Below are 26,968 nucleotides of genomic sequence, written 5' to 3'. Positions count from 1 at the left end.
AGAAAAATAGAAAAAAGAAAAGACAAAAATGGGAAGAAAAATGAGAAATTTTGCCTTTTTTAGCACTCCTCTTCCACAAGACTGGCACCAACACCCATCACACGTATTCTTGTCTCAAGTGGGTGGTCCCAGCCATCAGGAATTATCTCTTCCTTCTCCACGTCGACCTTTACATGTTCGGGGTCCAGACCTGCATCGGCCATATACTGTATGATCATTTCCTTTCCTGTTGTCGTGGCATATTCAAGTGCTTCTTCATACTCATAGAAATTCATTCGTCCTTTCTCAGAGAAAACATAGAATTCCCAATCCGGTGCTGCCATTGAAACAGGCCTGACAAGGAAATCCACCCTGCGGATACCTTTTGCTGCCAGCGCACCTGCTGCATTGCCAACATTCGAGAATTCAGGGACCACTATATCTGCATCAAGTATTTCTTTGAGGTTTTCAAGATATGCCACCACAGGACCGCCTATCAGGACTACCGGCATCTCTACCTTGAACTTTGTCGGGGACTCGATGTCAAAGATCTTACGGATCTCGTTCTTGGGTATACCCTCCAGGAAGAAGGACATGAGATCAGATGCCATGTTCTTGGCAAATTCCTGTTTTACAAAAGCAGCAAACTCCTGAGCATCCCTCTTGCACAGAGAACCGAGGTACTTTGCGCCTATTTGCGCTGCCTCGACAGTGTGCTCTTCATAATCACCAAGCACGTGCAGGGCGTCCGTGGGTGTGAAACCGATGGTCTGTATCAGGCGTTTCTGAAGTAGAAGATCGATATGTTTGGCTGAAGGATACTTTTTCAGACGATACTTGATCTCCCTTAATGATGTAGGGGTTTCGGATATTGCGCCAAGTACCTCTTTTTCCATGTCGGTTATGTCGATCGGGTCGTATCCGGTCCTGATGAAAAACTTGGTTGGCTGGAAATTCTTACCTATCAATCCTTTAGAAGGCATTGGGTTCGTCTGAAGCTGATCGAGGAATCCGGGGTAAATATCTGCGGCACGACAAAGTGGGATCACCCTTCTTGGCCCGATGTTGACGTGATTGTCCTTGACCCATACATCACTGTCCCCTCCCATTGCAGAGGTCTCCATCTTGATGGCTTTGACCCTTGTCTTCCAGCCGCCTACAACAGCACCTGACTCACTCATGTCCGGAACACCGTCATTTATGACAGAAATATCAGTACTCGTTCCACCTACATCGATCACAGCACAGGTATCATTACCGGTCAGGAAAGATGCACCTACCAGACTGCCCGCAGGACCTGAGAAGATAGACTCGATCGGCTTTTCAAGAGCACTTCTGATACCAATGACAGAACCATCACATTTGAGCATGAAAACATTTGCATCCACACCTTTGGAAACAATATACTGTTCCACAGTAGACATGAAATTCTCAGTGATAGGAATAAGCTGGGCATTAAAGAATGCAGTAACTGCCCTTTCGAAAGCTCCAAGGTCCTGTGAAAGCTCATGAGCACATACAACAGGAAGCCCGGTAGCTTCCTTGACGATCTCTTTTACCCTCAGTTCATGGTCATGATTACGAATACTGAAATAAGAAGAAACCGCAAATGCTGCAACACGGTCTTTGATCCCTGCTGCAAAAACCCTTACAGCCTCCTCATCCAGAGGTGCTGTCTCTATCCCATTATAATTGTGACCACCCGTTACCTGAACAAAATGTTCAGTTGGCAGATCCTTATTTATTTCATAGTTTCCAACAAGGATCAGACCTACAGGAAAACCCGTACCTTCCAGAATACTATTAGTGGAAAGTGTGGTTGAAACGGATACGACCTTCACGTCCTTGAGATATTCCTGATCGATCCCATCGATCGCATTCCTTATGCCCTCCAGTGGATCAGGATATGTTGTAAGCGCTTTGTTCGAAGCAATGATAACCTCATCCGAATCCCTCAGAAGTACAGCGTCTGTGTAAGTTCCACCTGCGTCTATACCAAGACTGTATTTCATCCAAAAACAACTCCTTTATCTTATGAAATGAACAAATTGAATAATGGCCTTTAACTAATCGATTAAAAAGGGAACCTATACATAAAGATATCGTATTTATTTATCGCCGTTAACTTCTGAAAACAATGCCAGTAGCCACGTTCGTAATATAAATAATAAGAAAAAAAGGCAAGAATTGATTGAAACTTTCCATATATAAGAATAACAGATCGGATTGGAATTAGAAAGAACACGAGGATCCAAATTGTTATCTTCAAATTTTAATATATTAGGATCATCCATTCAGTCATTCATCCATTCTCAATTTTGTAATTTCAAGGGTCTTGAAATTGAAAACGACCAGGGAATTTGTGAGCCCTGCTCCTGATTTAATACATTCGGAATATATAGACAATTATGGAGAATTTCTCAATAAGATAACTATAAGAATGAATATCAAAATATATTAATGATTATTCGTGATATATATATAGCAATAACTAGATAGTTAAACATGAGAATATATCGTCAAGCCATGAGTGGGAAGTGACTCGAATGAAAAAAGATGATTTTTCATGGAAAAACAACGAGATAAAGTATCCTGAAAGTTTCGGGAAAATAGTTGCTATACCAATATCTGAAGAAAAAGAGGATGCTGTCGATGATCACACAATGCTCAATAACCGTATGATGCTCGACAATGAAGAAATAGGTGATGTTATCATCGACGCTTTCAAAGAGCGTATGCGAACCATGTTATCTGATCACAGGCACAATCAGAACCATTGAAACAGATAACAACATAGCATTACTTCTCAACACACCCTTTTCTGCAGTACATGCCGTATACTAACAAAGGTAGCAGCAATACCGCAAAAACGTTCTTCACTTCTTCCGGCATGATCTCACTGGCACTTCCTGCTATTGAAAGAGCATCGATACCGAGCTTTGAGTATATCTGATCGAGAACAAGCCCACTGATAACTGCACACAGTGCTATCGATGCAAGATAAACTACAGTGGTCCTTTTACCAAGGAATTTCAAGACCATAGTGATAGTGGCTGCGTTAGTAGCAGGTCCTGCAAGCAGGAATACGAATGCAGCACCGGGACTCATCCCTTTTAAGATAAGAACCGCTGCAAGTGGAGTGGAAGCAGTTGCACAGATGTAAAGTGGTATTCCCACAACAAGAGCAAGCAACATGGATCCAATTCCACCACCAAGATAGCTGCCCACCATGTTCGCTGGTACGAAATAAGAGATAATACCTGCAATTACGACCCCGACAATAAGCCAGAAACCAATATCTCCAAGTAATTCAATGTAAGCGTACTTTATGCCAGACCTCACTTTCTGCACAACGTTTTCGCCCTCTATTTCATGGCTACCACATGAACTGCAGCCACAGGCATCTGGCATAGTGGAGGTCATTGGAAGCACTGTTAAAGGTACTGCTCTTTTCGACACCGTACCCGGACCTTCATTTGAAAAGTCCAGTATATTCTCGGTCACGCCCGCGACAACAGCAGTAGCAAATGTTGCCACCGGCCTGAAGACGGTCATTATAGGATCAAGAAGGGCATAGGTTATAGCGATGGAATCCACCCCGGTCTGGGGGGTCGAGATAAGGAATGACAGGGTTGCACCTTTTGTAGCACCTCTTTTTTTGAGAGATAGTGCAGCAGGCACGACCCCGCAGGAGCATAGTGGCAGAGGCACCCCTAAAATGGATGCGTTGAGAACAGACCTGAACTTTCCTGCAGAACTGCCCAGATATTGCATTACTTTATCATCCGGAACGAAAACATGCAAAAGACCCGCTATACCAAAACCCAGCAACAGGTAGGGAGCAGCTTCTGCAAAGATATGCCATGACTCGACCAGTATACCTGAGAATGCTTCTGCAACAGAATCAGCAAAGCTCATAATGCACACCTCATGACATGCTTGCGGGACAGCTCAAGGAGCATTTTCACGTGCTCATCAGCAACTGAATAGACAACAAAACGGCCCTTCTTTTTGGTCCTGACAAGGTCAAGCTGGCGAAGGGTGCGAAGATTATGTGATATCGCTGACTGGCTCATTCCAAGAGCGAATTCAAGCTCACATACGAACATCTCTTTTTCCAGAAGAAGATACATGATCTTCAGGCGCGGTCCCGATTGAAGTGCATGGAAGATATTGGATATCCTCACTATTGCATCTTCTTCAGGCAGGTTGGATGCAAGAGAGCTGATAGCTTCCTTATCTACCCGCTCACATATATGGCCACTTTCCATGAATACATGAACATGTGCTCATGCATATATTATTAGCGCTGTGCCAAGAACTACGAAGATACAGACAAAACGGTCAGATGCTGCCATTTTCATCTCAAAGAGTGACGTGCGATAATTTCCCTGATAACAACGGGACTCCATCGAAAGTGCAACATCATCAGCCATACGCATGGACCCTCTTAAAGCAGGAATTGCCAGGGACAGCATCCCGGATATGGGATGATGCCCGTACTTCAAGCCGCGGGACATCTGGGCATCCTTGATCTGCCTCACATACCACAGCAGATGTGGAACAAAATGAATTGCCAATGACATCATTGTCGCTACTTCAAAGGACGTAGTCCCTAATTTCCCTAAGGGAAGAGGACGAAGCAAGTGCTCGATCCCACTGGTTATCAAAGCCGGTCTTGTGGTGGAAGTTAGTAAGGAACCAAAAAGGATCAACAGGACGAAACGACCGGTGACAACTGTTCCCTTTTCAAGGCCTTCGTATGTTGGTGAAAAAGGAAGAGAAAAGATCGGACTTCCATCTGTGAAGAACAGATGGATAAGAAAAATGAAACAAAAGAATATAACCATTGGACGAAGGGATCGTATAGCTACGGATATGCTCACGCCTGCAATGTTTGTTAGCATCCCAAAAAGAACTGCCAGAACAAGCAGATGTGACAGCACGGAAATATTGAATATCAGAATGCTCAGACACATCACAGAAATTATCTTCACCCGTGGGTCCATGTTGTGAAGAAAAGAGTTTCCCCTCACATAGGAAAAAAGTGGTTCTGCCATCAGAGGACACCCTTTTTTTCTGACCAGGCAGCATAGATCTCCTCAAATGCGTGATCCACGGAAAATATATCATCCTTTACGTCAATACCGGACCTCTTCAATCCCCTCATCAGTTCTGTTACCTGTGGGACCGGCGAAGGCATTGATGCAAGATATTCCGAAGGTGTTCCTTCAAATGCAATTTTTCCATTGTCCAGATAGATCAGCCTGTCCACAACATCAAGCACGTCTTCCAGTTGATGGGACACAAGTACAATTCCGACACCATTATTTTTCAGAGAGTCCAGTATCCTGAATAGATTAGCTTTCCCACTGCTGCTTAAGCCTGAAGTAGGCTCGTCCAGAACAATATAATCCGGAAATGAGGATAAGACACCTGCAAGAGCGACAAGGCGCATCTCACCACCACTCAGAGTGAAAGGTGATCTTTCAAGTATTTCCTCAGCAAGACCGACCTCCCTTATCGCTTCATGAACACAACTATCAAGTTCATCCCCACGGACCCCGAAATTCGTCGGACCATATGCAATATCTTCAAAGACAGTACTGCAGAATAGTTGCTTTGAAGGGTGCTGGAAGAGAATACCTACTTTTTTACACACTTCTTTTTTAGAAGAAGGCAAACCATCAACAGTAACATTTCCGGAATCCGGCATAAGGAGACCATTTAGATGCTTTATCAACGTGGTTTTACCGCATCCAACCTTGCCGACGATCCCCACGGACTCGTTACTATCAATGGAAAATGTGATATCTTTGAGGACCTGAACCTCATTTTTTCCTTTTCCGTAAGAAAAGCACAGGCCCTTCACATCGATTGACATAGCCCCTCCATTAGAGAATTGGCATTTACAGGCAGCACACCCCTATCCAGTATTCCGGAATCCTGAAGCCTGAACACAAGTTCCATGAGCGGAGGGATGCGGTGTCCGGAATTGTAAAGTTCACGGAAGACATCCGCCGGAGACCCATCAATGGCAACAGACCCACCCTCCATCACAATGACACGATCTGATGCAAGAACCTCTTCCATGTGATGGGTCACATAGACAATGGTCTTTCCCATCCTGTTAAGCTTCAGTACGATTTCCAGTACCTGGGACCGGGAATCCTGGTCCAGCATTGATGTGACCTCATCGAACACAAGATATTCAGCTTTCATGGCCAGTACACCGGCAAGTGCTGTCTTTTGCAACTGTCCGCCACTGAGGTTCATCAACAGGTGTTCTTCGAATCCTTCAAGACCTACATCAAGGATAGAATCAGATACACGGATACGGACCTCTTCACGCTTAAGTGCCAGGTTCTCCGGACCAAAAGCAACATCTTCTTCCACAGTAGCGCCCACAGCCTGGGAATGAGGGTCCTGGAATACCATTCCGACCATCTGGCGGATCTCCCAAAGGTTTTCAGGATCGAACGTCCCCATTCCGCATACTGAAACAGTGCCATCTGAAGGTGTAAGAAGCCCGTTCATGTGACGGACAAGGGTAGACTTTCCACTACCATTGTCACCTATTATCGTAGTGAACGTTCCCTTTTCTATCTGGAGGTCTATCCCGTTGAGCACCTGGCGATCATCCGGATAGCTGTAGCTTACTCCTTCGAACCTTATCATGAGTTATTGAGTTCTTTTTTATTATATCTTATAACTGGTAGCAATATATGCAACCACTGCTATTTTTACAAGAGCGCCACCAATGAAAGGAAGAAAACCTACAGTGATCGCCTGCATGAAGGACATATCTGCTACGAGCATCAGATGTGTCAGACCGAAAGCATAGATCACAACTGACCCCATGAGAACATAGATCGCATTGAACAGAACCTTTTCCGTCCTGTTCTTTTCGAAAAGGAAACCTACAATAAATGCTGCTGCGATAAAACCAATGATATATCCGCCTGTAGGACCCAGGATCACACCGATCCCTGAAGCGCCACCTGAGAATACCGGAAGGCCGGCAATTCCGAGCAGGGTGTAGACGATCATGCTTATTGCACCCCATTTGCTTCCAAGCATTGCACCTGCCAGCAGGACGAACACAACCTGAAGGGTGAACGGGATCGGACCAAGCGGGATAGTGATGTAAGCCCCGATGGCAGTCAATGCCGCAAATAGAGACGCATAGACCATTTTTCTGATATCGGCCGCAGGACGGGGCGAAGTGATAGAAGTATTAGTATCGCTGTTAACCATGACTCCATAACTGGTTTACAGTGGCTAAATACTTTCCCCTTACAAAGCAAACCTTTCAGATAAACAACCTGACAAACAAAGAAGAACAGTAGTAAAAGAGAGCAATACTACGAGAAGATCAATAATAAAAAGAGAACTGTGTCGGGAAACCCGACACGAGTAGTAAGGTTTGACTGAAATTAGAACCCGGCGTCCATGTCCAGGTCAACATCAGGCATACCAGGTGTTGGGCCTGCTGATCCACCACTTGATGCTACTAGATCATCGATCCTCAGGATCATGACAGTAGCTTCGGTTGCAGCGTTGATAGCCTGTGTCTTGATACGCAGTGGTTCAATTACATCGTTTTCCCACATATCGACAACATCCCCGGTGTAAACATTAAGACCTGCGTTCTTGTTGCCCTGCTCGTGCTGGGAACGGAGTTCTACCATTATGTCGATCGGGTCAAGACCTGCGTTCTCTGCAAGTGTCTGTGGGATGATATCAAGAGCTTCAGCAAATTTGCTGACTGCAAGCTGCTCCCTTCCCTTAAGAGTGGATGCGTACTCATTGAGCCTTAATGAAAGTTCGATCTCAGGTGAGCTTCCGCCTACTACGACCTTACCATCCTCAATAACAACTCCGACTACACGAATAGCATCGTTCATTGCGTGCTCAAGTTCAGCTACTACATGATCGGTTCCGCCGTGGAGGAGGACTGTTACTGCCTTGGTGTTCTGGCATCCGGTCACATAGGTCATCTTTGCGCCCCTGATCTCCTTTTCCTCTACAAGATCTGCAGTTCCTGTGTCTTCAGGTACGATCTCGTCGAGGTCCTGGATAAGTGTGCCGCCGGTAACCTTGCTGAGTCTCTTAAGGTCGCTCTTCTTTACCCTTCTTACAGCGTAAATTCCAGCTTTCTCGATGTAGTACTGTGCCATATCATCGATACCTTTCTGGCAGAATACGACATTTGCACCGCTGCTGATTACCTTCTCAGCCATCTCTCTCATCATTTTCTCTTCCTGGTCCAGGAACATCTGCATCTGGTCAGGTGAGGTGATCTTGATCTCTGCATCCATTTCGGTCTTTCTGAACTCGATCGGGCAGGTTACGAGAAGGATCTTTGCATTCTCGACCATTTCAGGCATGTTTGGATGTGAGCGTTCCTTGTCGATAACAAGACCAGTGACAAGGTCAGAATCTGTGATACTTCCGCCTGCACGCTTTTCGACCTTGATGTTATCGGTGTCGACTACTAAGGTACCATCTTCCTCTTCGACTACGCTTGTAACTGCATCAACGGTAAGCTTGGAGAGTTTTTCCTTGTATGACTCAGCGCCCTTGCCTGTAATAGCAGTTGCTGCGATCTTCATGAGAGCTTCTGTGTCTTCAGGAGTTACGTCAATTGTGATGGTCTCAAGGATCTCACGGCATTTCTTTGCAGCATGCCTGTAACCTTCAGATATAATAGTTGGGTGAACGCCTTTGTCAATAAGATCTTCTGCCTTTGCGAGCAGCTCACCTGAAAGGATAGCTGCGGTAGTTGTTCCGTCCCCGACTTCATCATCCTGTGTCTTGGACACTTCGACGATCATCTTAGCTGCCGGGTGCTGAATGTCCATTTCCTTCAGAATGGTAGCTCCATCGTTGGTTATGACGATGTCTCCCATTGAGTCCACAAGCATCTTGTCCATTCCCTTTGGACCAAGTGTTGTACGAACTGAATTTGCAACGGCCTTTCCTGCAAGGATATTAATACTCTGAGCATCCTTGCCGCGGATACTCTGACTTCCATTTGGTAAGATATTTAGCCCTCCTAAATAGCATTGATAAATTAATTCCAATTATTTTGAAATGCAGATTGGATTTACACAAATATTACACATTATGTACTCAATCTGTTCGTTCTAAATGCATGAACTTCTATATAAGGATAACCAATGTATGGAGTCGAACTTCTAACATAAAATGAGCTTGAGAATGTCAACAATCAACACTTATCCCAACAGTTGTAATAACACTTGCAATAACAGACAATATGGAATTAGATGAAAGTAGACTGAACAAAAGTGCATTCCAATCAAATATACCCTTAGATCATAAATTATAATCGTAAATCTCATAAAAAGAACCCCACAAAGGTTATTTAAGATCTAACCTTTGCGAAGTGTTCGGGTGTTAAACCCTAAGTGGTACGTCCCGACCGAGAATTGAACTCGGGTCTAAGGCTCCGCAAGCCCCAAGGATATCCTCTACCCTACCGAGACACATTGGACAGACTCCTAATAACTTACTGCAATATAAATATTACTGGTCAGGAGAATATTTCAGTTGATCTATACCATGTCAAATGGAAACTCATCATGAATAAAAGTTAAATGCTTCAAGGATGATGTGTAAAGCATGTCAATGACCATAGGCCTTGCAGGAAAACCAAATGCAGGAAAATCAACTTTTTTCAAGGCAGCTACCCTCGCAGATGTGGAGATCGCGAACTATCCGTTCACCACGATCAATGCGAACAGGGGTGTAACATACGTAAGGGTGGAATGCCCATGTACGCAGAAAGATAAGCGCTGTGGCAACTGCCAGGATGGGATCAGGTTCGTGCCCATCGAAATGATCGATGTGGCCGGCCTTGTGCCTGATGCACACATGGGCCGTGGTCTTGGGAATGCGTTCCTTGATGAGCTCAGGCAGGCACAGGCGATAATTCATGTAATTGATGCAGCCGGGGCCACGGATATAGAAGGAAACCCTGTGGACATCGGGGATCACGACCCTCTTGAGGATGTGGATTTCCTGAACCATGAGATCACCATGTGGATGACTGGCATTCTCAAACGCAACTGGGAAAAGCTGTCACGCAAGATCAAAGCAGAAGGTCTCAAGATGTCAGAGGTCATATCCGATCAGCTAATGGGTGCCGGAGTTAATGAATCACAGGCACACGAAGCACTTCTTTGCTGTGACATGCCATGCGAATGCACCCAATGGACAGACGAGGACATGATCAGACTTTGTGATGCCATCCGTGCTATTAGCAAACCTACAATGATAGCTGCCAACAAGATCGATATCGCACCGGAGGAGAACGTCAGGAACCTCAATGATCTCGACCTTATAGTAGTACCCACCAGCGCTGCTGCAGAGCTTGCATTAAGGTCAGCTGCAAAGAATGAGATCATAAACTATCTCCCGGGGGATGAGGACTTCGAGATAATCTCCGAGGACATAAACGATGCACAGAAAAAAGGCCTGCACAGTCTCAAGGATCTCATGAACAAGATGGGAACCGGTGGAGGCGGGATACAGGAGTGCATCAACAGGGCGGTATTTGACCTTCTTGACCTGATAGTGGTATATCCGGTAGAGGATGAAGGAAAATGGTCTGACAAGAACGACAGGATGTTGCCTGACGCGTTCCTCATGAAGAAGGGATCCACAGCCCACGACCTTGCCTACCGCGTACATAGTGATATCGGCGACAGGTTCCTTTATGCAGTAGACGGGAAAACAAAAATGAGGCTTGGAGAAAAACACGAGCTTGAAAATGGCGATGTTATCAAGATAGTCTCTACAGCAAAGTGATCACTTATAATTGATCATTGATCATTAAACATCATTTCCAAAAACAAATAACACAAGATGGCGTTTATGATAAGAACCCTATATGAGAGATATCTGCTCGGTCAGGTGAACAATTCACCAGAGCAGATACCAGAACATATAACAATAATACTCTCTGAATCCGACCTGCTTGATGCGAAAGGGGAAGATAAGTTCAGGTCCTTTATAAGCTGGTGCGAAAAGCTGGGCATCGCTACTATCAGTGCTTACATCGATGTACTGGATACAAAAGAAGAGCTTCAGTTCGAGATGACATCCATGCTTACGACAGGCATGCAGGAGATGCTGAGATCATTTCCCGAGGATGTGGGATTTTTCATATACGATGAAAACGGAAACATCAAAGAGAAACGTGAAGGAACTTCGCTCACAGTTCACCTTTCAGTAGGATTCGGAGGAAGAGCGGAGATCACAAAAGCCATCAATTCGATCCTTTCAGATGTGAAGGACGGAAAGATACAACCAGAAGAGATAGATGAGAGTGTCATTGAGTCTCACCTTCTGGTCCGGGAAGAGCCTGACATGATCATACGTGCCGGTGGCAAGCACCTATCCGATTTCCTGCTCTGGCAATCCGCATATTCTGAGCTCTATTTCACAGATGTCAACTGGCACGACCTCAGGAAAATAGACCTATTGAGAATTATACGGGATTTCCAGAAGAGGCACCGGCGCTTCGGGAAATGATCAACGCCCCAGATCCAGCTCCATTACAATGGCATTGTCATCCGGATAGTAATTGGGAATGCTCCCTGTCACCTCAAACCCGTTCGAAAGATAGAATTCCTGAGCAGTCTTGTTCTTTTCTCTTACCTCCAGACGGATGAGAGAATACGAATTCTCCTTTGCAAGAATTACACACCCTTCAAGAAGAGCCGTTGCCACCCCCATTCTTCGATACTTTGGATGGGTTGCAATACTTGCCAGATGTGCAGCCCTTTTAATGACCACAAGAACAGCATAGCCAAGAATAACACCATCAGACTCTATGACAATAAAACCGGGGTAATCCGCGTAGGAACGGAACACGCGTGAAGACCAGGGAACATCAAAGGAAAGATTCTCGATCTCTACGATCGAAGGAATATCCGATCCTGTAGCTACCCGTATCATGTGATGGAGTTATGACATCATCGGTGATAAATTGAAGGCTATGCCCTTGCAGGGTGCCATACTTATACGAGACAGTACAACCAGTCAATGATGCCAGTTTATTCGGTCATAGTGTGTCCAAAATGCAGGAGATCTGCACAGTTGATAGAACAGAAAGGTGCAAAGACCACGAAGTGCCAGCGATGCGGAGCTACATTGCAGACAAGGAAATTGAGGATATTCCACACAACGGATGTCCTTGAAGATGCCATTGCAGTACGCACAAAGCTACAGGCGAAGATACTGGGAAGAGGATATGACACAATATCGGACAAGTCCACGTTCTCAACTTTTACATCCAACTCCACAGAAGAGGACACTAACTTAAAGTTCCAGACCAAAACCCATCAAGCTACACTCAAACCTACCCCAAGCAAGTATCCCACACACATACCCACCACAAACAAGCCTGCCACGAATATACCTAAAAAGAAGGATCCTGCAAAGACAATATTATCTATCCTTGAAAAAGCACGCAGTGAAATGCAGATAACTGAACTTCACGACCATGCGCTCAGGCAGGATATTGATGAGGAGATCTTTGAGAGAACGCTGGAAAAGCTGCTTCAAAAGGGAGACATCTATTTTCCAAAAAAAGGATATGTTCGAATTGTCCCATGAAAAATAAGTGAGGGATCGTAACATTCGATCGGACTCAAACACATAAATTATATCTAAAAGAACCACATAATCGTATGGTTCACTGAACTGCTCAGGAACATGAGCATACAAATTATTCATCAAATTATTCCCATTATACAGGTAAGAACATGTCCGACACGACAACCCTTGACATTGTAGAACTTCTATTGACAGCAGAAATATACAACAAGTATCCGGAAATGGATGTTAATGATCTTCCGAAGAACATCAGGAAGAACTACTGGAGCCGTACGCAAAAAGGTGTCCCAAAACCCATCAGCGTTTCCCGATCGGACATAAAAAAACTCTTTGGGATCGAGGAGATAAAAGGACAGGTATTCGCCCTTCCTTTTTTAGATATCGATGAACTCACCTCAAAGATGAAATTCACATCATTTGATGTTGCTGCTGACTGGTTCCAGAAGCAGGAGACTGCTTCTGAAAGGATCGATCAAAATCCGGCACTGGCATACTATTTTGAAGAAAAGAAGAAGGTAGCTGGTGCCAGCTATAAGAAAGCACGTGCTGTAACAAGACCTAAAGAGGTCGACAGGGAATGGATCGAATCACTTATAAGTGAAATATCCGAAGAGGAGACTGGAGAGGACATGCTCAAACTGGTGCACATTATGGCTCCGGAGGACATTGTCCAGCCCATGAGATCCCTTGTTCTTTCAGAAGAGCAGAAAGAAGAGATCGAAAAAATAGTAAAGGCCATTGAGTACAGAGATTACCTCAAACGCATCGGCCTGTATGACATCGGAAAGATACTCCTTGTGGGACCACCGGGAACAGGTAAGACCTCTGTGGCAAAGGCTATGTCAGAGCGCCTTTCCATACCATTTGTAGAAGTCAAGCTTTCCATGATAACAGACCAGTATCTTGGTGAAACAGCAAAGAACATCGACAGGGTGTTCGCACTTGCCAAGCGCCTGAGCCCATGCATACTCTTCATAGATGAATTCGATTTCGTCGCCAAGACAAGGGCATCAGATGAACATGCAGCTTTAAAGAGAGCAGTAAATACCCTTCTCAAGGCCATTGACGAGATAAGCCTGACCAATGATGGCGTCCTTTTGATAGCCGCTACGAACCATCCCAGGATGCTGGACTCTGCTGCATGGAGAAGGTTCGACGAGATCATGGACTTCCCGCTGCCTGATGAGAGAATGAGGAAAGAGATCCTCGATATTGTCACCAGGGAAATAGAAGGTGACTTCAACACTGAAGGAATTGCCCCGCTCACCGAAGGATATTCAGGTTCAGACCTGCGTATGGTCATCCGCGAAAGTGTGCTCAATGCACTGGTCGAGGAGCGCACCAGCATTAATCAGCAGGACCTCAGTGATGCAGTGAACAGGTTCAACAAGCGTGCTCACATAAAATCCGACGAATATGTTGTCAATACCGGGGGTTTCTAAAACCCCATGAAGATAACGCTCCTTGGAACAGGTGACGCACCCGGCACACCCATCATCGGCTGTGATTGCCGGACATGCATGGATGCCCGCAACGGAGGTAAAAGCAACCGCACACGTTTTTCAGTCCTTGTGGAATCCGACGAAGGCAGAGTGCTCATTGACACAAGCCCGGACATGAGACAACAGATGCTCAATAAAGGGATCCGCCATATTGACGGAGTTATCTGGACACATGGCCATTATGACCATTACACCGGTTTTGGCGAGTTCCACCGCGTTCAGAGCCATGTGGATGTCTACGGAGTTACCGAAACACTGGACTATATACTTGATTATGTCTCATTTTTAAAACCAAGAAGGCATGACATTAGGCTCTGCGAACCTTTTGAGCTTATAGGACTTACATTCACACTGTTCGAAGTGAATCACCCGCCTGTAAAGAAGGCGATCGGTGTTATGATATGTGAAGGTGAAAAAAAGGTTATCATCAGTGGTGATACTGATAATAACATACCGGAAAGCAGCCTTGAACTTATAATGGAACCCGACCTGTTCATAGTAGATGCTATTATCCCCGATGATGTCGGATTTCATGTGAAAAAACACATGGATGCAAAGGAAGCATTGGAAATGGCTGAAAATATCAGGGCAAAGGAGGTCGTTATGACACACCTGAGCCATTATTTCAAACCTCACGACGAGGCATCCGAAACATACCCGTTAGGATATGATGGAATGGAGTTCACATTCTGAGATAATACCTACGTCAGATCTCATTTCTTTTCAGATCTTCTTTTCTCATCAAATCCTTCTTCGATCAGTTCACGTGCCTTCCGAAGTTTTCTTCTTGTTGAAAGGTAGTTCCCGAGGACTATAAGCACGCCTGCACCAAGGATGCTCGTGCCTATTAGAAGCATACGTGGAGCGGATGTCTGATAGAACTTGACGATTATTGGTTTATAGGGAAAGTCTTCATCAGATACATCAACTTTCAGGAAATCTCTTGCCATCTCTGTAAATGAACCTGCCGTTGCACGCAGGTCATACCATACAAGAACTTCCCTGTCGAGGTCATCAAAATACCTCTCTGCAGGTTCGGGATTCACTTTGCCTACAAAGGGATTGCCCGTAGTATAGCCTTCAGGCAGAACGAACCTCACAACAGAATCATGGGCCGGGACATACATGAAATCCGGTCCCTTGGGAGTTGCCAGACTATAGGCCACAATGCCTGTGATGCTCTCATTGAACCTTATGTAGATATGTTTTTGCCCACGAAGAACCTCATCGTCCATGGTGTAATTGAAAACTGGCACATCCCCTATTGAAGATGTTGAAAGCCTCTCAAAGGTTTCAAAGGATGGCTCCGTATCATTTGAGCTACCTGCAAGGATCACAATATTTGAGATCGTTTCCTTGTTCTGGTTCAGCATGTCTTCCAGAGGTACGACCTCAATAACAGAAGCGTTCACTATCATATGAACAACATTTGCAGATCCGTCATTTGCAAGATAGAACGTCGTCGTGTTAACGAACCCGGCATCGTCTGTGGGATCGTAAAAGACCTCCAGCTCATATATGGAAAGGTCAGGTGATGCCACTTCTTCGTCCACAGGCACAAGCTCGTTGATACAGCCTGATGCCAGTACTGCAAGAGCAAAGATAAATACTACTGTTATAATTTGTTTTTTCATTGTACACATCACAAACAATTTATGAAAAAACAATGGGTCCCATTAGTAAAAAAGGTTATTGAAAAAAGAGATAGCACTCCCGAAGAACGGGAGTGAACTTTAAATTTACTCATTGTTTGCTATTGTCAGGAGAACACCTGTCTCTTCAAGAGCAGCTGCGACCTCTTTGTATGCGATGAAAAGTTCCCTTTTCTGCATCTCAACGGAATCTACAGGTGGTTCGGATGCAAACCAGATATCTTTCTCGCCTTCACCACGTGTGATGGACACACATGCAAGCATGTCAGCCTGGATCAGCCTGTACACAGAATCAATGCCGGTTGGTGTGACCCATGCAGTATATGACTCTTTGAGCTGGTCAACGAATTTGGTCCAGTTAACTGTTGCAGAACCTTCAAGTCTCAAATGAAGATGTGCACGCTCCCCTGTGATCTGCTCATCGACATTTTTGAGAAATTTCTTGTACTCTGCACTCTGCTCATCGACCGTCTGTGCCTCGTGGCTTGCCAGCTCTTCTGCTGCTTCCTTAAAGAATGGAGCAAGGTTGACAATATGGGATGGCCTTGTCATAAATGAGACACCAAAGAATGCAATTCCACTCAATGCCATTCCGACAATGACACCATGGTTCATGAGAATTGGGTGTACGGTCTCAAGATACGGAGGAGCCATAGGTGCGGTCATTGAAAGATCATAGACTGTAAAGGAGATCTGTGCAATAGCACCAACAAGAAGACCTGCCAGTGCACCTTCCTTTGTAGCACGTTTCCAGTAAAGTCCACCCATCAGAGGGAAGAAATAGGATGCACTTGCAATGAAGGTTGCAATGTGAATTGCATCGATGATACTGCTAATGAAGAATGAACCCACTGTTGCTGCAGCAACTATGAAAAGGACACTGAGCCTGTTGATAGCAAGCATCTGCTTCATTGTTGCATCTGGTTTTATAAATCTCTGGTAGATATCACGTGAGACACATGATGCACCTGATGTAGCAAAAGTATCAGCACATGACATGGAAGCTGCTGCAAGGCCAATTGCACTGATACCGATCACTGCAGGTGAGAAAGTGCTTACTATGTAGGTCAGTAATGCAGGTTCTGCCTGAGCCATTCCCATTGGGAATCCTGCTGCAGCGATCTCCGGATACAATGCATTCAGTCCGATCGCAATAACTGCACATGCAGAGAATACGATTGCTACCAGAAGGGAACCAAGTACCAGACCGTTCCTTGCGGAAGTTGAGTCCTTAGCTGCCCAAACCTTCTGCCATGGGTCCTGTTCAGTGATCCATCCCGGAACTATCGCAAAGACGAAGATCAGTACCATCGGGATGCCGATTATGAACGGATTCCACCAGTCAGTAGAAACTCCAGAGAAAAGATCGGCTGCTGTTGAAATATCAGCAACACCGGAGGTAGCTGACTCAACTGCAAGGAATGCCATTACAATTGCAAATATGGAAAGGAACGCGAACTGGATCACATCGGTCCAGACAACAGCATGCAACCCACCAAGGGTAACATACACAGATACTGCAAGGGCAACGATCAGAGCTGCATATATTGGATCAAGGCCATAGAATATCTGCAGCACAAGAGCAAAGCCCTTGATGTCAGCAACTGCGAAAAGTATCATCACGATAGCGATGATGATTCCCACCGGAGCACGGATCGCAGAACTGTACCTCTGCTCAAGAAGCTCTGCCTGTGTAATAGCAGGAAGGTGTTTGATCCTTTTCACGAATATAGCAATAATAAGCAATGCAAGAATGTTCGGTGCTACGAAACCCCATATGGAGCCCATTCCAAGTAGCATGAAAAATCCTATCACGGCCAATATTCCACCAGCGGTCAGCCATGAAGCTGCCGATGAAAATCCAATCCCCATCGTACCGATCTTACGACCGGCAAGCCAGAAATCGGTCACTGTCTTTTGTCTTTTTGTAAAATACCAACCAATGCCTATCAGTCCACAAAGGTAGACTGCAAGCATTGCCATAAATAATTGATAACCATCCATAACTAAACCTCAGAATAATATTACATTTATCCAGATATTATTTGAATCATTAAATATAATCTAACGACGGTATTTCCTATTAAAGGATAGTAAGGACATATTTGGTTTAATATATAAGCTCTTTCAAAAAGAAAACCGTTTTTACCCTACACAAATACATTAGAATTCCGAAAAATGTATAAATACACGATAATTCTTATATTTAAACACATTTCGAAATAAAATGAAACTAAAAACTAGATTAATTAAATGAAATGAAAAGTTCACATCCACTCATAATGCTGTATGACCTCGAGATTGAGATCATACATCAGGCTATTTTCAACATAACCAAAGAAGAAGCAGCCTTCACACTTCTCGGTCAGTTCCTTTTGTTGATCCTTTGAGGCTTTCCACACATTGACGATACCGTCCTTCACATTGCCCAACGACTCCCTGTGAACACGGCAGTTCTCGATAGAGCCATCTGCAGTAACATCCAGGATCAGATTGTTGACATGACAATTATATCCCTTTTTCAGCTCTTTTATCATTTTAAGATAGGTCAATGAATTTATGATTGGATAGCCATCCTTTTTCATCTCGATTATCCGATCGATCGTACATTGGTATTTTTCCATGTCACGAATACCCATGTTGCCCCAGACATCCTCTTTGATCCCCCTGAACTCATACAAAGGCTCAAATGATATCTTCACATCTATATCACGTGCCAGTTGGATAAGGTCTTCGACATCATCAAGGTTCTTGCTACTGATAACGCAGTTCATCAACAGAGGATTTTTCAGTTTGTCCTTGACAGCCATAATAGCATCCATTATTATCTCAAAATCGATGCCACGTATCTCTTTGTAGCTTTTTGTCCCATCCACAGAAACAGAAAGATAATCAAGGTCATCCAGGTCATTTATCCTTTCTTTCAGCAATTTTCCGTTAGTGATCAGGGACGTGATCATACCCTTACTTTTAGCATACGCAAGGATCTGTGGCAGGTCCTCCCGAAGAAGAGGTTCAACTGTCCAGGCATTGTAGGCGCCAATGCCGAAAGAGTGAGCATCATCAAGCATCCTGAAAATATCATCGAGACTCATCTCATCCCCCGGCTCCTTCCAGTATTCACAAAAGCTACAGCTCATGTTACATCTGGAATTGACCGCGTGTGAGAGAACAAAAGGTCGCTTTCGTACTCTCATCTGCCAGATCGCACGTGCTGCAATGGTAGGAGAAAATTTAGACATGGTAACTCTTTGATCGAATGCTCATTAAGGTGCACTATATCTTCCATCGCTATTGATAAAACTTAGCATTTATCTGGCATATCCTATTCCATCATACTTTTGCAAGGATGTTTTCAAAGTTTTCTTTTTGCTTCTTATAGGACAATGTTTATAAGCAGAAAGATGTATGAAAGGGCATCTGAAACGAAATAGGTTAAAAACCCCCATCATAATTAACATAAAAATGATTTCTAACAAGATTTCCGGTGGGGATTTGCCAAGAACGAGAGACAAAGATGGCGCTCTTCTTCTTTTAAGAATTAGATATATACTAACAGGTAATCACCATGGAATCATTTAAAAACCTAGGGATCGAAGAAGCGATCCTAAGATCGATCGAAGAAAAAAATTTTGAAGCCCCTACAGAAATTCAGTCAATGGCGATCCCGCTCATTCTGGATGGAAAGGATATTATTGGAGGAGCAGCCACCGGTTCCGGTAAAACACTCGCATTTGGGTGTGGCATTATCCAGAAAATTGAGACTGGAAGGGGAATAAAGGCTCTGGTCCTTACCCCTACAAGGGAACTGGCAGAGCAGGTTCACAATTCACTTAAGGAATTTTCCCGTCATAAAAGGTTAAAAATAGCATCCATTTACGGCGGAGTTGCAATTGGCCCACAGATGAAGAAGCTGGAAAAAACAGATATTGTTGTTGCAACACCTGGCAGACTCCTTGACCATATTGGAAGAGGTACGATAGACCTGGACAACGTAGAGATGTTGGTCCTTGATGAAGCAGACAGAATGCTTGACATGGGATTCATCGATGATGTGGAAGACATCATTAAAGAGTGTCCTGAGGAAAGACAAACAATGCTTTTCTCAGCAACTGTTTCAAAGGACATCAAATACCTCTCACGCAAGTACATGAACGATCCTCAGAAGGTCTTTGCAAAAGCACATGTGGACCCTGAAAAGCTTGAACAGGTATATTATGACGTTCCAAAACCCATTAAATTCTCCTTGCTTGTTCACCTCCTGAAAAATGAGAGGTCTGGATTAGTAATGGTTTTCTGTAACACACGAAGCAATGTGGACTTCGTCCAGAAGAACCTCAGGAAAAATGATATTGATGCGATCGCCATACACGGAGGTCACACCCAGGCAAAGAGAAAGAGCACCCTCAGCAAGTTCCATTCAAGCGAAGCACATGCACTTGTCTGCACAGATGTTGCTGCACGTGGTCTAGATATTCCTCATGTGTCACACGTCTACAACTATGATATCCCTGATGATGTGAATGAGTATGTACACAGAATAGGCCGAACTGCAAGAGCAGGTAAGGAAGGTAAGGTCATTAATGTTCTGACAGACAGAGAAGCAGATGCTTTCCAAAAGCTAGTCAGGCATCACCGCAAGTTCACGATCAAAAAGGAAGAAGTGCCTGAGGTTGAAAGGGTAGTCATAAAGGACGAGAAGGACAAGCGTCATGACAGGAACAACTTCAAGAGATCCGGTGGTCGTGGCAGATCAGAAGGTCGCGGAGGTCAAAAAAGGTCCGGAGGATATGGAGGATCTAAGCCGAAAAGTGGCGAAGGTTCCGGAAGATCAGAAGGTCGCGGAGGTCAAAAAAGGTCCGGAGGGTATGGAGGATCTAAGCCGAAAAGTGGCGAAGGCTCCGGAAGATCAGAAGGTCGCGGGGGTCAAAAAAGGTCCGGAGGATATGGCGGATCTAAGCCGAAAAGTGGTGAAGGCTCCGGAAAATCAGAAGGACGCGGAGGATCCAACAAATCAAATGCAAGAACCGGATTTAAGAAGAGAACCGGAGTGAAAAGAAAGGCAGAGTGACCTTACCGGTCACCTTTTTATATAAACATCATTAGTTCTTTTTATGAACTGGTTTGTAGTAGATGCAGCAGGCGAAGCTCTCAGAAGAACGAGAAATGCCTGCTGGAACCGTTCGATCTAAAGAAGTGGCTGAAACTTGCGATCATAGTCGCCTTAGCAGGCGGAGGAGGCAGTTCAGGCTACAACGGTTCAACACCTAACACAGGCAACAGTGACTTATCAGACCTCCCTTTTTCTTACATTCCGGATGGAAATGGATTCGTTGACCAGATAACATCCATGCCCGATCTGCCATTGATACTTGCAATTGTGGGATCTATCGGACTATTTGTCCTGATATTGTGGTATATCTCATCAGTAATGGATTTTGTTTTTGTGGAATCCATCACAAAAAATGACGTTCGTTTTTGGGAATACTCTAAAAAATACATGAGGATGGGACTGAACCTTTTCATAATACGCTTTGTTCTGGCAATAGGCTTCTTTGCCATATTCATAATGGCAGCACTACCCATGATCATTCAGATCATCAATGATCCATCCACAAGTTTCCTGCCCATGCTTATTGCAGGAGGAATGAGCCTTGTTGCAGTCATATTGATAATATCGATATTTAGTGCCATTATCTACTCTTTCATCTACCTATGCATCCCCATTGCAATGTATGATAAGATTGGGATCATTGAGGCTCTGGAAAAAGTAGTGGCGACATTCAGGCAGGACTGGAAACAAATGATAGGTTACTGGTTCGGAAGGTTCATTCTGTGGACCGGAGGTGGAGTTGTCTTCGGTATAATTATACTCTTCCTCATATTGATCCCGGGATTGTTCTTCCTATTCATTGATGCCATTATCTACTTTGCTCTTTCATGGATCATTCAGCAGAGCATAATATGGCTGATCCTTGCACCTATTGCAATCATAGAGATAGCATTGTTGATCCTGTTCTCAATAATGGCAATAATGCCATTGCATGTCTTTATGAAATATCATATGCTGCTATTCCTTGAAAAATGGCGTCCAGATACGACAATTCCATTTTTTGACCTTGCAGATGAAAGCTAAAGATCAATAGGTTATGACCAATCACTTAGAACCAATTTTATAATCGATCATAAAATTAGTCTATTCGAATTTTGATCACTGATGCTCCCGATAGAGAGATCCAGTGATAAAAATGATAGTCCAGGTATTTTTAAATTGAAAGTAATTAAAGAAAAAAAAAGATTGGTGATACCCGCATGATGCGAGTATCGTTTTGAAAGAAATTATCCGAAGAGTGCTCCGAGACCAGCCATGCCGCTCTCTTCTTCTTCAGCTTTCTCTTCTTCTGCAGGAGCTTCTTCAGCTGCTGCCTCTGCTGCTGCAGGTGCTGCTGCTGCTGCAGGTGCTGCGACTGCTGCGGTTGCCATTGCGTCTGCGATGTCAACATCCTCGAGTGCTGCAACGAGTGCCTTTGCACGTGCATCGTTAACGTCTACTCCTGCTGCAGTGAGTACTGCAGTAACTGCTTCTTCTGTAATGTCTTTCTCAGCGTTGTGTAGTAAAAGTGCTGCGTATATGTATTCCATTGTAAATCACCTTTTATGTTATTAATATTAATTTTTTGATAGTAGTTTATCCAAAGAGTGCTCCAAGACCAGCAGCCATGCCGCCTTCCTCGTCGTCCTCTTCTTTTTCTTCTTCCTTCTCTTCAACGACCTCTTCAGCTGCAGATTCAACTGGTGCTGCTGATGCAGCTGCGCCAAGTGCCTCTTTCAGCTCATCGTCAATTGAACCCTCATCCTTAGCAGATGCTGCTGATGCAACAGACATCATCTCGCCCTGTGCTTTGCCAAGCAGGACGTTCATGACATCCGGCTCGAAGACCACAGCGTTGATAGCAACGTTCTTTGATTCTGAAGCTGCCTTTGCAAGTAATGTGCTGATGTTTTCGGTTGTTGGGTACACTGCGTTGACAGACAGGTTGAATGCCTGCTGAGTAGCCTGTACGAAGTCTGCGAAGATCTGTTCCTCATCAATTGCGAGTACATCAGGAGTGAAGATAGATCCCTCTTCCATAACTGCTCTCAGATCAAGACCCACTTCAAGTGGATAGATCTCCAGCCTTGTAAGCATAGCTGCGAGCTTCTGGGATACGACCTCTCCGGCCTTTGCAACTGCCTTGGTCTCCTTGATAACGACCTTACCGCCGTCGATAGCAGCAGGAATTCCTGCAGCCTGCATATCGCCCAGTATAGGTCCTGGTGGGAAGCTTGTTGGACCTGCTTCCACAACAATATCATTAGGAGTGACCATTCCACCTTTGATAGGGGAAGGACTCTTGCTCTTCTCAAGCAACTTGTAGAGTTTGAAAGGATTCTGTTCTGTGAATATCAGTGCAGTCTGAACCTCAACAAAATCATCCATTTTCTTGATATCATCGGATGACTCATCAAGTGCTCTTCTTATGAGAGTGTTTCTGGACACCTTCAGGACAGCAACATCCTTAAGGCTCCTTCTCATTGCCTGAAGCTGTTTTGCAGGAATGCCTCCAATACCCACAACACCTAACAATGGATATGATGTGACGAGGTTCTTGATATCCTCGACCTCTTCTTTCTTCCATTTAGGGATATGTTCACTGTGGTGAAGTTCTTCCATCATACCAACCTCACAGATTTACCCATAGTAGTCGTAACATAGACCGATTTAAGGTTATGTTTACCTTTTTCGAGTGAGTGCTCGACTCTGCTCAGAACTGTCTCGATATTCTCTGCCAGGTTTTCGACATCCATGTCTCTGCGACCAATTGCTACGTGGAACGTAAGTCTGTCTTTTGAGCGTATACGAATTGAGTTCTTCGTACTGTTGATAAGATCTGCAACGTTCTTATCAGGTGTCAAAGGTACAGGCATCTTTCCACGAGGACCGAGAATTGCACCGAGGGTCTTACCGATCAGAGGCATGTACTGCACTTCTGAAATGAAGAAGTCACACTCATTTGCAAGACTTCTTGCCTTGGATTTATCCTCGCCAAGTTCTTTGATATCCTCTTCGGTCAGAACATAGTCTGAACCAGCATCTTTAGCATTGAGTCCAACTTCACCCTTTGCAAAAACAGCTATCTTAAGGGATTTACCAAGACCATTGGGAAGAATTATCTCTTCGTCCACACGGTTCTTGGGTTGACTCATATCGAGGTTCTTTAAGTTAATTGCCAGATCCACACTTTCAGAGAACTTACGTTCAGGGGATCCTTCGACTAACTCTTTTACTAGATTTAAAGTAGTCTCTTCTACCATTCTATTCCTCCCGTAGTTAATGAACAAATGTTCAGATACAGGGTCAGACCCGGTATCCGGCGGGCATACGATATGCATACCAACCGATGCGACCGCTGCGGCCTACTACGGTTAAAGTAAGGAGATTTTCATCTCAATTACGAACACTTCAATAATGAAGCAATTATTTTAAACTTATCGGTCAGCCTGAGCGGCCGACCAACGCATTTGACATTAATATTGGATATCGATCCGATTACCATGCTTCTGCTGCAAGAGGCTCGTCAAACTTGCCCTCGTCAACAGCTTTCTGGCATTCCCTTGGATCAAGACCTTCTACAGTAACGCCCATTGGCACACATGTGCCCATGACCTCTTTAACTGCAGCCTTGAGGGAATAGGAAAGGATATCGTCTTTCTTCATGCGAGCGACCTTTGCGGCCTGTGCAATTGAAAGATCACCAACATTGACAGTACCGGATTCCCCGGAGCCTTTCTCAATGTTCAGTTCCTTAAGGATCAATGCGGCTGTTGGTGGAGTACCCACTTCGATCTCGACACTCTTGTCATCAGCAACAATTACCTTAACAGGAACCTGCATTCCATTGTAATCTTTAGTTTTGTCATTGATCTTATCAATCACATCTTTGATATTTACACCAAGAGGTCCCAATGCTGGACCAAGAGGAGGGCCCGGATTTGCTTTACCTCCAGGAACCAAGGCTTCTACAACACTTGCCATTAGAGATTCACCTTTTTTAATTTTATAAATTTAGTTTTAGTTAATGAATATAATCATACAGTACGCATCAGGATTCTTCCTTCCTGAGTATCCGTACAGTATCACCACGTATAGTTATAGGTATTGGTACAACAGCATCGAACAGCTCGACCGTTATTTCCTCGTGACCTTCGTCAACACGCTTCACACGTGCCTTTTCGCCCTTGAACGGACCGGAGGTTACCTCGATGATCGCACCTTCCACAATACCTGTGACGGTTGGTTTTGGTGTAAGGAAATGTTCGATCTCCGCTATACTGGACTGGCCTTTAACAACAGTCCTTGCATGAGGGACCGTCTGAATAGCCTGTTCTACAGCACCGGAATCGGATGATTCCAGAAGTACATACCCTTTAAGCTCATCCGGAGCAATTATAGCCCTGATGTCAAGATTGTCCTTCCTGGCAACCTGAGCCAGCATCCCGGCAACTGAGCGCTCTTGATTCGCAGTTGTCTTAACAACAAATATAGCGGCATCTTCACTCATAAAGTTACACCCACTTTGGTAATTCCGTCAGCAGTATATAGATAATGAAACCAACAAAGCCTATTACCAAAATACCGGCACCAGCGACCTTAGAGATCATGTGGAACTCTTCCCTTGAAGGCTTCTTGGACAATTTCAATACCCTCAGGTATGACTTAAGGACTTGAACGACATTACGGTTTATCTTAGGCGCTTCAAACATATTACCTGCCAAACTTCTCACAACCAGTTTCAGTATATTACATATGATTGATCGGGGTTGATCTAATTCAGAGTACCAACACCTCGACCATATTATAAATTCTAGCGGCGTTTAAATAACGTACTATATAAAATACCTTTCGATTGAACCCCACAAAAACAATTTGGTTCAAATTAGAAAGAGAAGGAGAGAACTCCTTTTCATTTTACGAAATCAATACCGTATTTTCGAGTAACGTTCTGGGAACTTCCACTTCCATATATCTGTGGAGATTTCACACCTGTTACAACAAGCATTGTGCGGACAGAGTGCTCAAGCTCAGGATCCACCTGTGCTCCCCAGATCAGCCTTGCATTTGGATCGATCCTGCTGTAGACTTCCTGTACAACACTCTCTGCTTCTGCAATGGTCATATCCGGACCACCAACAACATTCACAAGAGCGGAAGTAGCACCTGAGATATCCACATCAAGAAGAGGACTCCTCAATGCTTTCTGGACAGATTCCACAGCTTTGTTCTCACCGTCTGCCTCACCAAGACCTATCATTGCCACGCCACCGTTCTGCATGACGGTCCTTACATCAGCAAAGTCGAGGTTTACAAGACCAGGTTTTGTAATAAGCTCGGTAATACCTTTTACAGCTCTCATCAAAACCTCATCAGAGACCTTGAAAGCAGCCTGTAATGGTAATCTTGGGACAACCTCAAGGAGCTTGTCATTAGGAACTACGATCACAGTATCTGCAACATCCCTGAGCCTTTCAAGTCCTGCCTCGGCGTTTGTGCGTCTTACCTGACCTTCAACAGCGAATGGAAGAGTTACCACGGCAATTGTCAAAGCACCTGTATCACGTGCAGCCTCTGCAACAACCGGAGCGGAACCTGTACCGGTACCACCGCCAAGTCCTGCAGTAATGAACACCATATCAGTGCCATCTACGACCGCACGCACCTCATCAATGCTTTCAAGTGCAGCATCTTCGCCGATCTGTGGCAGACTGCCAGCACCAAGACCTCTTGTCTTTTTCTTGCCGATAAGGATCTTGCTCTCGGTAGTGACATTCAAAAGATGTTGTGCATCCGTGTTTATTGCAACAAGCTCTGCGCCCTTGATGCCTTCCTGCGCCATGCGCTGAGCACTGTTCGAACCGCCGCCGCCGCAACCAATGACCTTGATGTTCGTCTGCAGATCTCTAAGCATCGCTTCGAGTTCCGCATTGATGTCATTCTGTTCCGGGACGCTGGAACGGATTTGTGTCTCTTCTACAGATCGTGCCAATGCCTCTTCTACTATGGATTTCATAACATATTCTCCACTATAGCAAAATGATCAAATGTATTATTGGAATTATACAATACTAATGCAATACACATGTTAGATATTT

Annotated in this window: 27 protein-coding genes and 1 tRNA gene; 8 read left to right on the top strand and 20 right to left on the bottom strand. The window is 44.5% G+C overall.

Annotated elements, in window-relative coordinates; all coding sequences use genetic code 11:
* Nucleotides 1-59: 59 nt before the first annotated feature.
* Nucleotides 60-1,991 carry a hydantoinase/oxoprolinase family protein gene (locus BMX02_RS03835; RefSeq protein WP_091689325.1) on the bottom strand — a complete coding sequence of 644 codons (1,932 nt, stop codon included), beginning with the start codon at nt 1,989-1,991 and terminating at the stop codon, nt 60-62.
* 534 nt (nt 1,992-2,525) lie between these two features.
* Here BMX02_RS03835 and BMX02_RS03830 point away from each other — a divergent pair.
* Nucleotides 2,526-2,759 (top strand): hypothetical protein, encoded by a 234-nt coding sequence (locus BMX02_RS03830; RefSeq protein ID WP_091689323.1) that lies wholly within the window; start codon nt 2,526-2,528, stop codon nt 2,757-2,759.
* 19 nt (nt 2,760-2,778) lie between these two features.
* On the opposite strand, the gene BMX02_RS03825 is transcribed toward BMX02_RS03830, so the two are convergent.
* The 8 genes from BMX02_RS03825 to BMX02_RS03790 all read right to left on the bottom strand — a co-directional run bounded on the left by BMX02_RS03825 (nt 2,779) and on the right by BMX02_RS03790 (nt 9,488).
* On the bottom strand, nt 2,779-3,897 hold the full coding sequence (locus BMX02_RS03825) for an SO_0444 family Cu/Zn efflux transporter (protein ID WP_091689321.1): 1,119 nt from the start codon (nt 3,895-3,897) through the stop codon (nt 2,779-2,781).
* A complete protein-coding gene (locus BMX02_RS03820) occupies nt 3,894-4,250 on the bottom strand; it encodes an ArsR/SmtB family transcription factor (RefSeq protein WP_091689319.1) in 357 nt (118 codons plus the stop codon). The genes BMX02_RS03825 and BMX02_RS03820 overlap by 4 nt, the downstream gene beginning before the upstream one ends.
* An 18-nt stretch (nt 4,251-4,268) precedes the next feature.
* On the bottom strand, nt 4,269-5,039 hold the full coding sequence (locus tag BMX02_RS03815) for an energy-coupling factor transporter transmembrane component T family protein (protein ID WP_091689317.1): 771 nt from the start codon (nt 5,037-5,039) through the stop codon (nt 4,269-4,271).
* Entirely contained in the window at nt 5,039-5,863 is an 825-nt protein-coding gene (locus tag BMX02_RS03810) for an ATP-binding cassette domain-containing protein (RefSeq protein ID WP_167879238.1), read from the bottom strand. Before BMX02_RS03810 ends, BMX02_RS03815 begins: the two co-directional genes overlap by 1 nt.
* Nucleotides 5,848-6,657, bottom strand: a complete 810-nt coding sequence (locus BMX02_RS03805; RefSeq protein ID WP_091689315.1) for an ATP-binding cassette domain-containing protein — start codon at nt 6,655-6,657, stop codon at nt 5,848-5,850. Before BMX02_RS03805 ends, BMX02_RS03810 begins: the two co-directional genes overlap by 16 nt.
* A 21-nt stretch (nt 6,658-6,678) precedes the next feature.
* Nucleotides 6,679-7,236, bottom strand: a complete 558-nt coding sequence (locus BMX02_RS03800) for a biotin transporter BioY (RefSeq protein WP_091689313.1) — start codon at nt 7,234-7,236, stop codon at nt 6,679-6,681.
* 179 nt (nt 7,237-7,415) lie between these two features.
* Nucleotides 7,416-9,065 (bottom strand): thermosome subunit alpha, encoded by a 1,650-nt coding sequence (gene thsA / locus BMX02_RS03795; protein WP_394328881.1) that lies wholly within the window; start codon nt 9,063-9,065, stop codon nt 7,416-7,418.
* 351 nt (nt 9,066-9,416) lie between these two features.
* Nucleotides 9,417-9,488, bottom strand: a tRNA-Arg gene (locus BMX02_RS03790).
* A 136-nt stretch (nt 9,489-9,624) separates the two neighbouring features.
* Here BMX02_RS03790 and BMX02_RS03785 point away from each other — a divergent pair.
* The gene (locus BMX02_RS03785) at nt 9,625-10,812 is read left to right on the top strand and encodes a redox-regulated ATPase YchF (RefSeq protein ID WP_091689311.1); all 1,188 of its coding nucleotides are present in this window, start codon (nt 9,625-9,627) and stop codon (nt 10,810-10,812) included.
* 66 nt (nt 10,813-10,878) lie between these two features.
* Nucleotides 10,879-11,538, top strand: coding sequence for an undecaprenyl diphosphate synthase family protein (locus tag BMX02_RS03780; protein WP_244624809.1), 660 nt, complete (start codon nt 10,879-10,881; stop codon nt 11,536-11,538).
* Here BMX02_RS03780 and rimI read toward each other — a convergent pair whose 3' ends face one another.
* The gene (rimI, locus tag BMX02_RS03775; RefSeq protein ID WP_091689307.1) at nt 11,539-11,964 is read right to left on the bottom strand and encodes a ribosomal protein S18-alanine N-acetyltransferase; all 426 of its coding nucleotides are present in this window, start codon (nt 11,962-11,964) and stop codon (nt 11,539-11,541) included.
* An 87-nt stretch (nt 11,965-12,051) separates the two neighbouring features.
* On the opposite strand from rimI, the gene BMX02_RS03770 reads away from it, so the two are divergent.
* The 3 genes from BMX02_RS03770 (at nt 12,052) to BMX02_RS03760 (ending at nt 14,819) form a co-directional block, all read left to right on the top strand.
* The gene (locus tag BMX02_RS03770; RefSeq protein ID WP_135643916.1) at nt 12,052-12,624 is read left to right on the top strand and encodes a DUF5817 domain-containing protein; all 573 of its coding nucleotides are present in this window, start codon (nt 12,052-12,054) and stop codon (nt 12,622-12,624) included.
* A gap of 149 nt (nt 12,625-12,773) precedes the next feature.
* A complete protein-coding gene (locus BMX02_RS03765) occupies nt 12,774-14,066 on the top strand; it encodes an ATP-binding protein (protein WP_091689303.1) in 1,293 nt (430 codons plus the stop codon).
* 6 nt (nt 14,067-14,072) lie between these two features.
* Nucleotides 14,073-14,819 carry an MBL fold metallo-hydrolase gene (locus tag BMX02_RS03760; RefSeq protein ID WP_091689301.1) on the top strand — a complete coding sequence of 249 codons (747 nt, stop codon included), beginning with the start codon at nt 14,073-14,075 and terminating at the stop codon, nt 14,817-14,819.
* Nucleotides 14,820-14,839: 20 nt separating this feature from the next.
* On the opposite strand, the gene BMX02_RS03755 is transcribed toward BMX02_RS03760, so the two are convergent.
* The 3 genes from BMX02_RS03755 to BMX02_RS03745 form a co-directional block, all read right to left on the bottom strand.
* On the bottom strand, nt 14,840-15,760 hold the full coding sequence (locus tag BMX02_RS03755; protein ID WP_091689299.1) for a DUF5803 family protein: 921 nt from the start codon (nt 15,758-15,760) through the stop codon (nt 14,840-14,842).
* Nucleotides 15,761-15,865: 105 nt separating this feature from the next.
* Complete coding sequence (locus tag BMX02_RS03750; RefSeq protein WP_091689297.1) at nt 15,866-17,782, bottom strand: sodium:solute symporter family protein; 1,917 nt, start codon at nt 17,780-17,782, stop codon at nt 15,866-15,868.
* Nucleotides 17,783-18,045: 263 nt separating this feature from the next.
* Nucleotides 18,046-19,020, bottom strand: coding sequence for a radical SAM protein (locus tag BMX02_RS03745; protein WP_091689295.1), 975 nt, complete (start codon nt 19,018-19,020; stop codon nt 18,046-18,048).
* Nucleotides 19,021-19,346: 326 nt separating this feature from the next.
* Here BMX02_RS03745 and BMX02_RS03740 point away from each other — a divergent pair, with 326 nt between their 5' ends.
* Both BMX02_RS03740 and BMX02_RS03735 read left to right on the top strand, forming a co-directional pair.
* Entirely contained in the window at nt 19,347-20,849 is a 1,503-nt protein-coding gene (locus BMX02_RS03740; protein WP_091689293.1) for a DEAD/DEAH box helicase, read from the top strand.
* A 21-nt stretch (nt 20,850-20,870) separates the two neighbouring features.
* Nucleotides 20,871-21,914 carry a DUF7544 domain-containing protein gene (locus BMX02_RS03735; RefSeq protein WP_449288724.1) on the top strand — a complete coding sequence of 348 codons (1,044 nt, stop codon included), beginning with the start codon at nt 20,871-20,873 and terminating at the stop codon, nt 21,912-21,914.
* Nucleotides 21,915-22,117: 203 nt separating this feature from the next.
* Here BMX02_RS03735 and rpl12p read toward each other — a convergent pair whose 3' ends face one another.
* The 7 genes from rpl12p to ftsZ all read right to left on the bottom strand — a co-directional run bounded on the left by rpl12p (nt 22,118) and on the right by ftsZ (nt 26,886).
* A complete protein-coding gene (gene rpl12p, locus BMX02_RS03730; protein WP_091689289.1) occupies nt 22,118-22,420 on the bottom strand; it encodes a 50S ribosomal protein P1 in 303 nt (100 codons plus the stop codon).
* A 46-nt stretch (nt 22,421-22,466) separates the two neighbouring features.
* Nucleotides 22,467-23,495 carry a 50S ribosomal protein L10 gene (locus tag BMX02_RS03725; protein ID WP_091689287.1) on the bottom strand — a complete coding sequence of 343 codons (1,029 nt, stop codon included), beginning with the start codon at nt 23,493-23,495 and terminating at the stop codon, nt 22,467-22,469.
* Nucleotides 23,492-24,133 (bottom strand): 50S ribosomal protein L1, encoded by a 642-nt coding sequence (locus BMX02_RS03720; protein ID WP_091689285.1) that lies wholly within the window; start codon nt 24,131-24,133, stop codon nt 23,492-23,494. The genes BMX02_RS03725 and BMX02_RS03720 overlap by 4 nt, the downstream gene beginning before the upstream one ends.
* 235 nt (nt 24,134-24,368) lie before the next feature.
* Complete coding sequence (locus BMX02_RS03715; protein ID WP_091689283.1) at nt 24,369-24,854, bottom strand: 50S ribosomal protein L11; 486 nt, start codon at nt 24,852-24,854, stop codon at nt 24,369-24,371.
* Between the two features lie 67 nt (nt 24,855-24,921).
* On the bottom strand, nt 24,922-25,380 hold the full coding sequence (locus BMX02_RS03710) for a transcription elongation factor Spt5 (protein ID WP_048193500.1): 459 nt from the start codon (nt 25,378-25,380) through the stop codon (nt 24,922-24,924).
* A gap of 4 nt (nt 25,381-25,384) precedes the next feature.
* Nucleotides 25,385-25,582, bottom strand: a complete 198-nt coding sequence (locus BMX02_RS03705; protein ID WP_091689281.1) for a protein translocase SEC61 complex subunit gamma — start codon at nt 25,580-25,582, stop codon at nt 25,385-25,387.
* 200 nt (nt 25,583-25,782) lie between these two features.
* Nucleotides 25,783-26,886, bottom strand: a complete 1,104-nt coding sequence (gene ftsZ / locus BMX02_RS03700) for a cell division protein FtsZ (protein ID WP_091689279.1) — start codon at nt 26,884-26,886, stop codon at nt 25,783-25,785.
* Between the last annotated feature and the right edge of the window lie 82 nt (nt 26,887-26,968).

The sequence above is a fragment of the Methanococcoides vulcani genome (assembly GCF_900111645.1).
GTDB classification, from domain to species: domain Archaea; phylum Halobacteriota; class Methanosarcinia; order Methanosarcinales; family Methanosarcinaceae; genus Methanococcoides; species Methanococcoides vulcani.
Note: the sequence above shows the minus strand (reverse complement) of the source record. Positions and strands in the feature narration are given on the sequence as shown.